This is a genomic window from Mesorhizobium sp. WSM4989, from assembly GCF_029625795.1.
In the GTDB taxonomy this organism is placed as follows: domain Bacteria; phylum Pseudomonadota; class Alphaproteobacteria; order Rhizobiales; family Rhizobiaceae; genus Mesorhizobium.
On the sequence record NZ_JARTVN010000002.1, the window covers coordinates 890,780 to 904,484 of the forward strand.

Annotated in this window: 10 protein-coding genes; 2 read left to right on the forward strand and 8 right to left on the reverse strand. The window is 64.2% G+C overall.

All coding sequences use genetic code 11. The features are described from left to right. Positions 1-81 precede the first annotated feature (81 nt). Positions 82-786, forward strand: coding sequence for a Crp/Fnr family transcriptional regulator (locus P9217_RS17070; protein ID WP_082954067.1), 705 nt, complete (start codon positions 82-84; stop codon positions 784-786). A gap of 93 nt (positions 787-879) precedes the next feature. Here P9217_RS17070 and P9217_RS17075 read toward each other — a convergent pair whose 3' ends face one another. From P9217_RS17075 to P9217_RS17085, 3 genes are all read right to left on the reverse strand, one after another. Further along, on the reverse strand, positions 880-2,415 hold the full coding sequence (locus tag P9217_RS17075; protein ID WP_278087319.1) for a 3-hydroxyacyl-CoA dehydrogenase: 1,536 nt from the start codon (positions 2,413-2,415) through the stop codon (positions 880-882). Position 2,416: 1 nt separating this feature from the next. Then, positions 2,417-3,205 (reverse strand): enoyl-CoA hydratase-related protein, encoded by a 789-nt coding sequence (locus tag P9217_RS17080; protein ID WP_127245864.1) that lies wholly within the window; start codon positions 3,203-3,205, stop codon positions 2,417-2,419. A gap of 173 nt (positions 3,206-3,378) precedes the next feature. Continuing rightward, the gene (locus P9217_RS17085; protein ID WP_278087320.1) at positions 3,379-4,497 is read right to left on the reverse strand and encodes an NAD(P)/FAD-dependent oxidoreductase; all 1,119 of its coding nucleotides are present in this window, start codon (positions 4,495-4,497) and stop codon (positions 3,379-3,381) included. 263 nt (positions 4,498-4,760) lie between these two features. Here P9217_RS17085 and P9217_RS17090 point away from each other — a divergent pair, with 263 nt between their 5' ends. Then, positions 4,761-6,137: an aspartate aminotransferase family protein gene (locus P9217_RS17090; protein ID WP_278087321.1), complete on the forward strand. Its 1,377-nt coding sequence runs from the start codon at positions 4,761-4,763 to the stop codon at positions 6,135-6,137. A gap of 78 nt (positions 6,138-6,215) precedes the next feature. On the opposite strand, the gene P9217_RS17095 is transcribed toward P9217_RS17090, so the two are convergent. Genes P9217_RS17095 through P9217_RS17115 form a run of 5 tightly spaced genes read right to left on the reverse strand, consistent with a single transcriptional unit; the run spans position 6,216 to position 13,610 of the window. Beyond that, positions 6,216-7,028, reverse strand: coding sequence for an NAD(P)-dependent oxidoreductase (locus P9217_RS17095; RefSeq protein WP_095802273.1), 813 nt, complete (start codon positions 7,026-7,028; stop codon positions 6,216-6,218). 3 nt (positions 7,029-7,031) lie between these two features. After that, a complete protein-coding gene (locus P9217_RS17100; protein WP_127239877.1) occupies positions 7,032-8,234 on the reverse strand; it encodes a pyridoxal phosphate-dependent aminotransferase in 1,203 nt (400 codons plus the stop codon). Continuing rightward, positions 8,231-9,850: a hydantoinase B/oxoprolinase family protein gene (locus P9217_RS17105; RefSeq protein ID WP_278087322.1), complete on the reverse strand. Its 1,620-nt coding sequence runs from the start codon at positions 9,848-9,850 to the stop codon at positions 8,231-8,233. The genes P9217_RS17100 and P9217_RS17105 overlap by 4 nt, the downstream gene beginning before the upstream one ends. Beyond that, complete coding sequence (locus tag P9217_RS17110; protein ID WP_278087323.1) at positions 9,847-11,943, reverse strand: hydantoinase/oxoprolinase family protein; 2,097 nt, start codon at positions 11,941-11,943, stop codon at positions 9,847-9,849. Before P9217_RS17110 ends, P9217_RS17105 begins: the two co-directional genes overlap by 4 nt. Beyond that, positions 11,940-13,610 carry a thiamine pyrophosphate-binding protein gene (locus P9217_RS17115; protein ID WP_278087324.1) on the reverse strand — a complete coding sequence of 557 codons (1,671 nt, stop codon included), beginning with the start codon at positions 13,608-13,610 and terminating at the stop codon, positions 11,940-11,942. Before P9217_RS17115 ends, P9217_RS17110 begins: the two co-directional genes overlap by 4 nt. Positions 13,611-13,705: the final 95 nt, after the last annotated feature.

Below are 13,705 nucleotides of genomic sequence, written 5' to 3' on the forward strand. Positions count from 1 at the left end.
ATGGAACTTTTTGCCTAGTCGATAGTTGCAGCTTCAGGTTGACCCGGGGGGGTGGATCATGGGCTTGGGCGATTCGGGGAAATGAATTTATCGAAGCAAGTTGGATTGGTGAAAGGACCCACGCTTGCTGACGCAAGCTGGGAAAGGGGAATCTCTGTACTGCCAGGAGCCGTGCGCCGCACCTATGCGGCCAACGCGACTATTGCAGGCGAATACCACACCAAATCCTCTATTCTGATTATGATCGCCGGCTGGGCGGCATTTGCGAAGACATTGCCAAATGGCTCACGTCTCATCGTCGATTTTGCGCTTCCTCGCGAAATTGCGGTGATCGAGTTCGCCGGAAAAGCGGGCGATACGGTGACGGCCCTCTCGGACGTTATCGCGATCGAGCTGGCCGGCCCCGTCCGTACATGTTCTGCGCGTTATCCGCAGTCCATCTGCGAAGCAATCCTGCGGGCTGAGGCGGATCGATATTCAAGGGTTGCGGAACACCTGGCAAGCGTCAGCAGAAGGGGTGCCGTTGAGCGTACGGCCCATTTCCTTCTCGAACTGGCCTGCCGCTCACATCGATCGGCAACGAGCTATCCGGCCCGCTTTGAATGCCCGCTGACCCAGGGCGAACTGGCCGATGCATTGGGACTTTCGGCTGTGCATGTGAGTCGCGTGTTGAAAACGTTGCGACAGACCGCCCTGGCCTCATTCCGTTACGGGGTCGTCGAGTTGCACGATCTTCCGGGACTGATCAAAACAGCCGGATTTGATCGCTCCTACATTTCGAGCTGATGCAAGGCGCTCAGGCCTGGCACGGGCAGTTCATCGCGCGGAAGTGCTGAACTGCCCAAACCGTTTGGGCCAAATCGTCTCCTTCCGGCCAGCTTATTCTTCCAGCGCAAGCCCCAATTCGGCGCGCCGTCGCAGCCAAAGACTTGCGCGGTAGCGAGGATCCCGGGTGCGGTCATGGATCGTATCCAGGATGCGCAGAATGCGGGCAGGGCCGAGCTTGTTGCCCCACTCCAGAGGTCCGTGGGGATAGCCGAGCCCCAGCCGTACGGCGGCGTCCACATCCGCCGCCGATGCAATCTTTTGCTCGATGATCTCGCTGCCGATATTGACGATCATCGCGACCACGCGCTGGCAGACCGCGCCGCAACTATCGCTCACCAGGGTCGCCTTGCGGCCGGCGCTTTTGGCAAGCGCGAGGGCGGCGCTCCTGGCCGTGTCGGATGTCGCCGCCGACGCGACGAGCGTGACGTGACGGTCCAAGCCGAAATAGGGATCGAACCCGACGCATAGTGAAGGTGAGAGGCCAAGACGCATCGCGGCGCCGGCGACATCGTGCCCCTCCAACCCTACGAGGATGAGGCCGTCTCGCCCTAGCGCCCGATCCTGGCGACCGCAAACAGTGGCGCCGGCCGACGCGACCAGTTTTTGCATTTCGCCGGCGTCATTGTCGGCCAGAACGGTGACGCGGTCCGGAATCCCGGCGGTTTCCGCCGGCTGTGTCGATGCGGGCGGAACGGCTTCCCGGTTGCCGTCGTAGGCATAGAAGCCGCGTCCGGACTTGCGCCCGAGCAGGCCCGCCGCCACACGCTGCGCCGCGATGACGGAAGGGCGGTAACGCGGATCCTGATAGAACTGGTTGTAGACACCCTCCATCACCGGGTGGGAGACATCGAGCCCGGTGAGGTCCATCAATTCGAAGGGGCCCATCCTGAAGCCGGCGGCGTCGCGCAGGATCGCATCGATCTCGGCGATCGAGGCCACGCCCTCCCGCAGCATGGCCAGGGCCTCGGTGCCGAAGGCGCGGCCGGCGTGATTGACGATAAAGCCGGGCGTGTCGCTGGCGACGACGGGCCGGTGGCCGAAGCGGGCTGCAAGCTCGACCAGCGTGTGCTCGACCTCAGGCGCCGTGTGAGCTCCTGAGATGACCTCGACCAGTTTCATCACGGGCACGGGATTGAAGAAATGGTAGCCGGCAATCCGCTCAGGTCGCTTGGCCGCGGAAGCGATCGCCGTGACGGACAGTGAAGAGGTGTTGGTCGCGATGATGGCGTCCGGCCTGACGATTGTCTCCAGCGCCTCGATGAGCTGACGTTTGGGCTCGAGACGTTCGACAATAGCTTCCACCACCAGATCGGCGCCTGCCAGTCGCTCAAGTGTTTCGGCAGGTTCGATATGGGCGAGCAGCTTCTCGACCACGTCCGAGCTGACTTTGCCGGCGGCTGCCCTGGCGCGCTGACGCGACGCGATTTGCTCGATGGCCGCCGCCGCCTTTCCGGGGGCATCATCGACCATCATCACATCGATGCCTGCCGCCGCCAGGACCTCCGCTATGCCGGAACCCATCACCCCGGCGCCTACGACACCGGCTTTCTCGATCCGACTGATGGACTCCCCTCCCGCGCCTGCCAAGTCAGCGCCCCTTGAACGAGGGTCTGCGCTTCTCCAGGAAGGCGGCAATGCCCTCCCGTTTGTCCGCGGTATCGAAAAGCAGCTGGAAGGCTTTGCGTTCCAGCCTCAAGGCGGTTTCCAACGGAGCGTCTTCGCCGTTGACGACCGCCTCCTTGATCTGCTCGACGGCCAGCGGCGGAAGACGGCCGATCCTCTCAGCGATTTGCAGCGCATGCTGCAAGGCCTGGCCCTCACCCGTCAGGGTGCTGACCAAGCCGGCACGCTCGGCATCCTCGGCCGAAAACATGTCGCCGGTGAGAAGGAGCATCAGCGTCTTGTATTTGCCGATTGCCCTGAGCAGGCGCTGGGTGCCGCCGGCGCCCGGCATCAAGCCGAGCTTGACTTCAGGCTGGCCAAAAGTGGCTGACCTTGCGGCGACGATGATGTCGGCGTGCATGGCAAGCTCGCACCCGCCGCCCAGCGCGAAGCCTTCGACCGCGGCAATGACCGGCTTCGGGCACCTTGCGATCGCGTCCCAGTAGCGGTGGGTGCGCTGCAGAAGCATGTCGGCCGAGCCGAGCTTTTCAAACGCTTTTATGTCGGCTCCTGCAGCGAAGTTGCCGCCGCGCCCAGCAATGACGATCGAACGGATTTCCGTGTCCTCGGAAAAGCTTGCCACGGCGGCGGCCAGCTTCTGCCGCACTTCGAGGTTGAGCGCGTTGCGCACTTCGGGACGATTGATTTCGACCAGCCCCACATTCTCGACAGGGCGGCTCTCGACGACAACAAGGGATTCTTTCGCGGAACTCATTTCGTGCTGCGGAATCTAACAGGGAAACTTAATTTCATACCCGAACTATGGTCAGCGCCCGCGAGGCCCGCAAGGATATTGTTTGCTGCGACCGGTGCGATCAGGGCGGTCCGCAGGCCTGAGGCGGCTTCTCAGCGTCATGCTTTCGCTCGAGCTCCGATGAGTTCTATCCATTAGCGATGCTCCAGCAAGATGCGCGTCACATGCTCGGCGATGGCCAGGCTCGAGGTCAGCCCAGGGCTTTCGATGCCAAATAGATTGACCAGGCCCGCGATGCCATGCGTCCCGGTATCCTGGATGACGAAATCGCTGTTGGCTTCGCCGGGACCGGAAAGCTTTGGCCTGATACCGCTATAGGCCGGCTGCAGGCTGCCGTCGGCCAGTTCCGGCCAGTATTTGCGGATTTCAGCATAGAAGCGGGTGCCGCGTGCGGGGTCGACGCGGTAATCGAGCGCATCGGTCCATTCGACGTCAGGCCCAAAGCGCGCCGTGCCACCGAGGTCGAGCGTCAGATGGACGCCAAGCCCGCCGGGCTCCGGCACGGGATAGATGAGGTGCGAAAAGGGCGCTCGCGTCGCCACTGAAAAATAGTTGCCTTTGGCGTAGCGAAGCCCGGGCAGGAACCGGCGATCGAATCCTGTGATCGAGCCGGCAAGCGCGACAGCGCCGAGCCCCGCCGCGTTCACGAGCCGCGATGTGGCGATCTCGAAATCTTCGCCGCTTCCCGTGCTGGTTGTCTGGAGAACGATGCGGTCGGCTTCGATCCGGCCCGACACGATGCGGGTGTTGAGCGACAGCATCGCACCGCCGCCCTCGGCTTCGCCGAGCAGGGCGAGCATCAGCGCGTGGCTGTCGATGATGCCAGTCAAGGGCGAAAGCAGCGCAGCGGTGCAATGCAGCGCCGGCTCAAGCTTGTGAGCCTCGGCGGCGGAGAGGAAACGCAGGTCATCGACACCGCAGGCCGCGGCATTGGCTCGAATTTTGGCAAGCACCGGCTCCTGCGCATCATCGGACGCGACGATCAGCTTGCCGCAACGCCGGTGCGGGATCGAGCGCTCGGCGCAGTAGCGATAGAGCATCTCGCGTCCGGCCACGCAGAGCCGCGCCTTGAGCGAGCCTTGCGGATAATAGATGCCGGCATGGATGACTTCCGAATTGCGCGAGCTCGTCTCGGTGCCGATGGCATCCGCCGCTTCGACGATCAGCGTGTCGAAACCTTGCGCGGCAAGGCCGCGCGCGATTGCGAGGCCGACCACGCCGGCACCGGCAATCACGCAGTCAACCCGTTCCATGCCCAGTCCATTCGGTTGCGCGAGCGGCGCCTCACAGCCCCTTCTCAAGGATCATTTGGCTGTTGTCCATTGCTGTCGGGCAATGATGTGCCCGCCGCCGCTTCCGAGACCGACCATGCGCCAGGTTCCCATGGCGCTATCGATCGTGACAGGGCGGCTCTTGCGGCTTGAACCCGCGATGATGCATCACAGCTCAGACACGAGGGCAAATTTCGGACTTCTCGACCAGCGAGATGGTCCTACACTCGCAGACAGGAGCCATCATGGACGCCAGACCGAATTCCCCTGAAGCCCGCGACATCCGTTATCACATGCACGCCTACACCAATGCCCGCAAGCATCAGGAAACGGGACCGCTGGTCATCGAAAAGGGCGACGGCGTCTATGTCGAGGACATTGCCGGCAACCGCTATATCGAGGCGATGGCCGGCCTGTGGAGCGTTGCCGTCGGCTTCTCGGAAAAGCGACTGGTCGAGGCGGCCATGCGGCAGATGTCGAAGCTGCCCTTCTACCACGATTTCGGCTCGAAGGCGCATTCGCCGCTAATCGATCTGGCCGAGAAGCTGGTGCAGATGGCACCGGTGCCGATGAGCAAGGCCTACTTCACCAATTCGGGCTCCGAGGCCAACGACACGGCCGTCAAGATGATCTGGTACCGGTCGAACGCGCTCGGCCAGCCGACGCGCAAGAAGATCATCAGCCGCAAGCGCGGCTATCATGGCGTCACCATCGCGTCCGCAAGCCTGACCGGGCTGCCGAACAATCATCTGTCCTTCGACCTGCCGATCGCCAATATCCTGCACACCTCGACGCCGCACCACTGGCGCGATGCCGAGCCCGGCGAAAGCGAGGAGCAGTTTTCCAGCCGTCTGGCCGACGACCTGGAAAAGCTGATCCTCGCAGAGGGGCCGGAAACCATCGCCGCCTTTATCGGCGAGCCGATCATGGGCGCCGGCGGCGTGGTCGTTCCGCCCGCCGGCTATTGGGGAAAAATCCAGGCGGTGCTGTCGAAATACGACATTCTTTTAGTGGCCGACGAGGTCATCTGCGGCTTCGGCCGCACCGGCGAGATGTTCGGTTCGCAGACCTTCGGCATCAAGCCCGACATCATGGTGTTGTCCAAGCAGATCTCGTCGTCCTACCTGCCGATCTCGGCGCTGCTGATCAACGACAAGGTTTTCGAACCGATCGCCGACGAGAGCGATCGCATCGGCACCTTCGGCCACGGCTTCACCGGCGGCGGTCATCCTGTCGCCGCGGCCGTCGCGCTGGAAAACCTCAAGCTGATCGAGGAGCGCGACCTTGTCGGCAATGCGCGCACGGTCGGCGCGCATTTGCAGGCCAGGCTGCGCAAGCTCGGTTCCCATCCACTGGTGGGCGAGGTGCGTGGCGTCGGCCTGATCGCCGCCGTCGAGCTGGTCGCCGACAAGGCGAGCAAGGCGCCATGGGGCAAGCCTGCGGCTCTCGGTGCGCTGGTCAATGGGTTCATGCAGCACAACGGCGTGATCTCGCGCAACATGGGCGATGCGATCGCTTTCTGTCCGCCGCTGATCATTACCGAGGCTCAGGTCGACGCTTTGGTCGACGCGTTCGAACGGTCGCTCGAGGCCGCGCTGCCGCAGGTGCGGCCACGGGACTGACCCATCGATCACTATGGCAGCGCCCGTGTCGGCTCGGTCAGATCGGCATTTCCGAACTGACCTGCTTGCGAGGCATGGTTATTCGGGCTTGTCGTCCGGATGACCGAGTTCGCAGAACCAGCCGCCGAGATATTTCACCGACGGCCTCCTTGGGTCGGGAATTGGCGTCTTCGCCTCGACGGCGGCCCGGAACGGCTCGGCGCTGTCCTGCGGGATAAATCCGAGATGATCGGCGCCGCTGTTGTCGACCATCTTCAGCTTGTTGTTGGATAGGCCGAACGAGATGGTGTGGCCGACGCGCGGCGCTGTCAGCGATGCCTCGACTAGGCGCACGCAGTCGGCGAAGGAAAGATACGACCACAGCATGCGCCGGTCGGCCGGCTCGGGGAACGACGAGAAGATGCGCAGGCACACCGTCTCGATGCCGAACTTGTCCCAATAAAGCCGGCTGAGGCTTTCGACGAAATTTTTCGACACGCCATAAAGACTGTCCGGGCGCACCGGCGCGTCGACGCCGATGTGCGCCTCGATTTCGTGATAGCCGATGGCATGTACCGAGGAGGCGTAGACGACGCGCTTCACGCCGTGTTTCCGCGCGCCTTCATAGATGTGGTAGGAGCCGCGAATGCTGGAATCGAGGATGGTCTGCCACTCGCATTCGAGCGGCGCGCCGCCGAAATGCACGATCGCATCGCAGTCCTTGGTGGCCGCGATGGTCGCCTCCATGTCGGCAAGATCGAAGACGGCTTCTTCTTCATGAGGCGCAAGATCGCTGAACGGCCCGCGGCCCGCCAGGCGGATCTTGCTTGCCAGCGGCACCAGTCCCTTGCGCAATTGCGAGCCGAGCCGGCCAGCGGCGCCGGTGATCAATATACGTTCGTAGTGCGGCATCGTTTACTCCACTTGCGCGACGGCGGCATTGATCCGCGAGATCGCCTCGGCCAGCACCCCTTCGCCGGTCGCCGTCGAGATGCGGAAATAGGGTGACAGTCCATAGGCGAAACCCGGCACCGACGCCACGCGTCCTTCGTTGAGAAGATAGTTGGCCACGGCCGCGTCATCCTCCAGGACGAGGCCCTTGGGCGTCTTGCGGCCGATCAGGCTGGCGCAGCCGATATAGGCGTAGAAGGCGCCCTCCGGCGGCGACAACGTCAGTCCGTTTATCTTCCTGATGCCGTCCACTACCAGGTTGCGGCGCGCCTCGAAGGCCTGCCGGAAGCGCGCGACTTCATCCTGCGGCCCGTTGAGGGCGGCGACGGTCGCGGCTTGTGCGATCGAGCACACCGAGGTGCAGGACTGGCTCTGGATCGTCGACATCGCCTTGATGAGTGGCGCGGGGCCGGCTGCGTAGCCGACGCGCCAGCCGGTCATGGCGTAGGACTTCGAGACGCCGTTGACGATCAGGGTGCGGTCCTTGAGCTCGGGGCAGGCCTTGCCGAAGGAGACGAATTCGCGTCCGTCGAAGAGGATGTGCTCGTAGATCTCGTCGGAAAGGACCAGCACCTGCGGGTGTTTTGCCAGGACCGCGCCCAGCGCCTTGAGATCGGACGCGGAATAGACCGCGCCAGACGGGTTGCCGGGCATGTTGAGGAAAAGCCACTTTGTCCTTGACGTGATTGCCTTTTCCAGCAGCGCCGGCGTCAGCCGGAAACCTGTGGTCTCCGGGCATTCGACGACGACGGGCGTGCCGCCGAGCAGCTTCACCATTTCGGGATAGGAGACGAAATAGGGCGCCGGCAGGATCGCCTCGTCGCCTGGCTCCAGCGTCGCGATCAGGGCGTTGAAGATGATCTGCTTGGCGCCGTTGGCGACGACGATGTCGTCGGCCGTGTAGTCCAGCCCGTTCTCACGGCGGAACTTGCCGGCCACGGCTTCGCGCACTTCGATGGTGCCAGCGGCAGCGGTGTAGAGCGTCTGTCCTGCTTTCGCCGCGAAATGGGCGGCATCGATGATGTGAAGCGGGGTCGGGAAATCGGGTTCGCCCAACCCGAGGTCGATCACGTCCACACCCTTGGCGCGCAGCGCCTTGGCGGCCTGCGAAGCCGCCATGGAAGCCGAAGGCTTCACCGCCGAGAGGCGCGAGGCAACGTAACTCATTGGTCGTTCTCCGAGATGTAACCCTTGGATCGGTCGTTGACCCGCGCGGCGGCACTGCGCTTGGCCGGATCGCCATAGCCGCCGCCGCCCGGCAGTTCGAGGATCAGCCGCCGCCCGGCGGGGACGTGCTGCCAGCCCTTGGGGCGCATCTTTGTGCCGTCGTCGAGCTTGACCACGCCGGCGACGCCGGGCTCGCCGCCATTGCGCCCGCGCGGGGGATGGTTCACTCGGTCGAACATGGCGGAGAAGTCGAACTCGTGGCCGTCGGTCGCGGCGATCTCGATGATCTGACCCAGGCCGCCGCGGAACTCGCCGTCGCCGCCGGAATTCGGCCGCAGCTCTTTGCGCCAGATCACGATCGGACCGGTATGCTCCGTCGCCTCGATCGGCATCGTATGGACACCGGACGGGAAGGCCGTCGCCGACAGCCCATCGAGCTCAGGCCGCGCGCCCATGCCGCCGGAGTTGAACATCAGCACTTCGGCGCGGCGGCCGGACGCGCCGGCGACGGGCCGCGCCGAAATGTGGATGTTCCACAGCGCGCCGGCGCCTTCGGCGAGGATCTTTCCGGGCAACGCCTTGGAGAACGCGCCAAGTACCAGATCGGGCACCATGTGGCCGAAGATGTGCCTCAACGCCACCGGGGCCGGCCGCACGGCATTCAGGATGTTGACCGGCGACGACACGGTGAAGAAGGCGAGCGAGGCGGCATTGTTCGGGATGTCGGGCGCCACCATGCATTTCAGCGCATAGCAGGCATAGGCCTTGCTGTAGATGATCGGGCAGTTGATGCCCCAGCGGCTCATCGGGTCGGTGGCGGTGAAGTCGACCTCGACATGGTCCTCGCGGACCGACACCGTGGCCGCGAGTTTCACCGGCTCGTCGTAGCCGTCGGTCACCAGCTCGTTCGACCAGCTTCCCTTGGGCAGCGCCTCGATGCGTTCCAGCATGGCGTCGCGGGTGCGCGAGAAGATGAAATTGCCTAACCCATCCAGCGAGGTCAGGCCGATCTCCTTCATCATGTCGACGAGGCGCCGGTGCCCGACCTCGTTGCAGGCAGCGAGCGAATAGAAATCGCCGACCACCTGGTTGGGCTCGCGCACATTGGCGCGCAGGATCCTGACCAGATCGAGATTGACCTTGCCCTTTTCCGCGAACTTCATGATCGGGATCTGGATGCCTTCCTCGTAGACCGACTTGCCGTCGGCGCCAAAGCCGCGCCCGCCGACATCGACGACATGTGCCGTGCAGGCGAAGAAGGCGACGAGCTCGCCGTTGAGGAAGGACGGGGACACCATGGTGATGTCGTGCAGGTGGCCGGTGCCCTGCCAGGGATCGTTGGTGACGTAGGTGTCGCCTTCGAACATCTGGTCGCGCGGGATTTCGTGCATGAAATGCAGCACCGCCTCGGCCATGGTGTTGACGTGGCCCGGCGTGCCGGTGACTGCCTGCGCAAGCATCTGGCCGCGCGGGTCGAACACGCCAGCCGACAGGTCGCCGGATTCGCGCACCGAAGTCGAGAAGGCGGTGCGCAGCAGGGTGAGCGCCTGCTCCTCGACCACCGAGATCAATCGGTTCCACATGACCTGCATGCGGATTTCGCCAATATCGCTCATGCCTGGCTGCCTTTGCGGATCAGTAGGATCGCGCCGTCGCTCTGGATGACGGCGTCGAAGCTGGTGGTGACGACGGTGGAAGTTTCGCGCTCGACGATGACCGCGGGGCCCGCGATCCGATCGCCGGGGCGGAGCGAGTCGCGCTCGACGATGCCGTAGCTGCGCGGTGCGCCGCTGACCGGATCGAACACCTCGCGGGTCGTTTTGAGTTCGCTCGTTGTCTTGCCAGTTGTGAGCTCGTGCCTGGCGACGGCGGGACGAACATCCGTCGCCTTGACCGACCAGGTGACGATCTCGATTTCCAGTCCGTCGAGCCCCTCGATGGCGCGGCCGAAGAAGCGCTGGTAATTCTCCTCGAACAACGCCTTGAGTTCTGCAACGGCATCGTCTCCGAACGGCTCGTCTGCCACCGGCACGGGGATTTCCCAGCCCTGGCCGGCATAGCGCATGAAGGCGGTGATTTCGCAGACGATCCTGCCGCTGGCGCCGCCGCGCACAAAACCCTCGGCGGAGGCCTTGAGATCGGCGAGCAGGGCATTCACTTCGGCAGGCTGGAACCGCGACAGGCGCGTCAGCTTCGAGGCCAGCGCCTCGTAGCCGAACGGCGCCTTGAGGAAGCCGATCGCCGAGCCGACGCCGGCGCCGCGCGGAACGATGCACTGGTCGATGCCGAGCTTTTCGCACAGTCTCGCCGCGTGAAGCGGGGCGGCGCCGCCGAAGGCGATCATCAGATTGTCGGATATGTTCTTGCCGTTCTCGACCGCATGGACGCGGGCAGCATTGGCCATGTTCTCGTCCACTACCTCGCAGATTCCGAAGGCAGTCGACATGGCATCGAGCGACAGCCGCTCGCCGACATCGCGCAGAATCGCCTGCTCGGACGCAGTGCTGTCCAGCTTGATCGCCCCGCCGGCGAAATTGTCGGGGTCGAGCTTGCCGAGCACGAGATCGGCATCCGTGATCGCCGGACGCTTGCCGCCGCGCCCGTAGCAGGCCGGCCCCGGCTCCGAGCCGGCACTCTCCGGCCCGGTCTGGATACGGCCCATGGCGTCGACCCAGGCGATGGAACCGCCGCCGGCGCCGATCTCGATCATCTCGATAACCGGGATGGAGATCGGCATGCCCGAGCCCTTCGAGAAGCGGTAGGTGCGCGCCACTTCGAAGGTTCTCGCCGTGCGCGGCGCATAGTCCTCGATCAGGCAGATTTTGGCGGTGGTTCCGCCCATGTCGTAGGAGACGACCTTCTCAAGACCAAAGCGCCTGGCGATGTCTGCGGCGAAGATCGCGCCGCCCGCCGGGCCGGATTCGACCAGCCGGACCGGAAATTCCGAAGCGGTCCCCACCGAGATCAGGCCGCCGCCGGAATGGATCATGAAGACGGGGCAATCCGCGCCCATGTCCTTCAGGCGCGTCTGCAGGCGGGCGAGATAGTCGGCCATCTGCGGCCGCACATAGGCGTTGGCGCAGACCGTGTTGAAGCGTTCGAACTCACGCATCTGCGGCGAGACTTCGGCGCTGATCGAGATCGGGATGCCGAGTTTTCTGGCGAGGATCTCGCGCGCCCGGCGCTCGTGGTCGGGGTTGGCATAGGCATGGATGAAGCCGATCGCCACCGAGCCGAAACCACCCGCCGCAATGCGGTCGGCGATGTCCTCCAGAGCGGCTTCGTCGAGCGGCTGCAGCTCTTGGCCTTCCGCGCCGATGCGGCCCTTGACGGTGAAGCGATCCTCGCGCGGAATCAGCGGCGTCGGCAGTTGCAGGTTCAGATCATACTGCTCGAAGCGGTTTTCCGTTCGCATCTCGATCACGTCGCGGAACCCTTCCGTCGTGACCAGCGCGGTCTTCGCGCCACGGCGCTCAATCAGCGCGTTGGTGGCGAGTGTCGTGCCGTGGATGATGATGCCGATCTCGGACGGCGAAATTCCGGCGTCGCGAATGACGATGGCGATGCCGTCGAGGATCGCCTGCTCGGGAGCCGCATAGTTGGTCAGCACCTTGGTCGAAAACATCGTCCCTCGGACATCAAGGGCGATGTCGGTGAAGGTGCCGCCGATGTCCGCGCCGAGACGGATGTCGTCAGTTCTGGAGGTCATGACTTGGCCTTCTGGGAAGCGAGCGCGGCGTCGCGCATCTGAGAGAGGGTCTGCCGGGGCGTTATCGCTTCGGGCGAGATGGCGATGTCGAGGACGGCGCCGGTCGTCGAGCTAAGCGCCCGCTCGAACGCCGCCGCGAAATCCCCCGTGGATTCGACCCGCTCGGCGTGAAAGCCATAGGCCTTCGCCAGCGCCACGAAGTCGGGATTCTCGAGCGAGGTTCCGGAGACGCGAGCCGGATAGTTGCGCTCCTGATGGGCACGGATGGTGCCGTAGATGCCATTGTTGACGATCAGCACGATCGGCTGCGCGCCGGCCTGCATGGCGGTTCCGAGTTCCTGGCAGTTCATCTGGAAATCGCCGTCACCGGCAAAGCAGACCACGGTGCGTTGCGGGTATGCGACCTTGGCCGCGATCGCGGCCGGCAGGCCATAGCCCATGGCGCCGGATTGCGGCGCAAGCAGGCGCGCTTGCGGTCCAAACTTGAAGAACTTGTTCGGCCACACGGTGAAATTGCCGGCGCCGTTGGCAAGGATGACGTCGGCCGGGAGATTCTCGCGCAGCCAGGTGCTGACCGCGACCATGTCGACCGGGCCGGGCTGCACGGGCGCAGCGAACGTGCCTTCATAGGCCTTGCGTGCCGTCGTGCGCCAGTCGGCCCAAGAACCCTTGATCGGGGTGAGCGCCTTGGCGAAGGCGTTCGGACCGGCATGGATACCGATCGTGGGCACATAGATCTTGCCGATCTCGCGATCGGAGCCGTGCACGTGGATCAGCTTCTGGCGCGGTACGGGAACTTCGAGCAGGGTGTAGCCGTCGGTCGTCATCTCGCCGAAGCGGACATTGACGGCGAGGATCACGTCCGCATCGCGGATCAGGTTTTTCACATGCGGCACCATCCCGACGCCGGCCTCGCCGACAAACACCGGCGAATGGTTGTCGAACTGGTCCTGATACCGGAAGGCTGTCACGACCGGGATATCGGAGGCCTCAGCGAAAGCCTGAAGCGCCGCGCGTCCGTCAGCCGTCCAGTTGGTGCCGCCCATCAGCAGCACCGGATTTTCGGCGGCGGCAAGCATCTTCAATGCCGACGCAATTGCCTCCTGTGCCGGCGCCGCTTCGAAGACAGACGCCGGTCCGCCGAGCGGCGCGGCTCCGGTCATGGCCGTCAGCATGTCTTCCGGCAGCGCGACCACTACGGGGCCGGGCCGTCCGGTCAAAGCGGTGGTCCAGGCCCGCGCCACGATTTCGGGAAGACGATTGACGTCATCGATCTCGACCGCCCATTTTGCGACGGTTCCATACACCGCCCGGTAGTCTATTTCCTGGAAGGCTTCGCGGCCTTTCATGTCGGTGCCGACCTGGCCGACGAAGAGGATCATCGGCGAACTGTCCTGCATGGCGGTGTGCACGCCGATGCTGGCATTGGTCACGCCCGGGCCGCGCGTCACAAAGCTAATGCCCGGCGTGCCCGTCAGCTTGCCGTAGGCGGAAGCCATGAAAGCCGCACCGCCCTCATTGCGGCAGAGCACGTAGTCCAGCTTTCCACGCGTGTCGTGCAGCGCGTCGAGAACGGCGAGATAGCTTTCGCCGGGAACGCCGAAGCTCTTGGTCGCGCCAAGCGAGATCAGGCACTCGACAAGAAGGCGACCGCCATTGCGGACCATGCTTCGGCATCCTCTTACGCTGGTGGCAAGCAGACGGAGCCTGCCTTTCGAACTTATACCTGCACTCTGGCGGGCCGACGCGAAATCAAGAAATG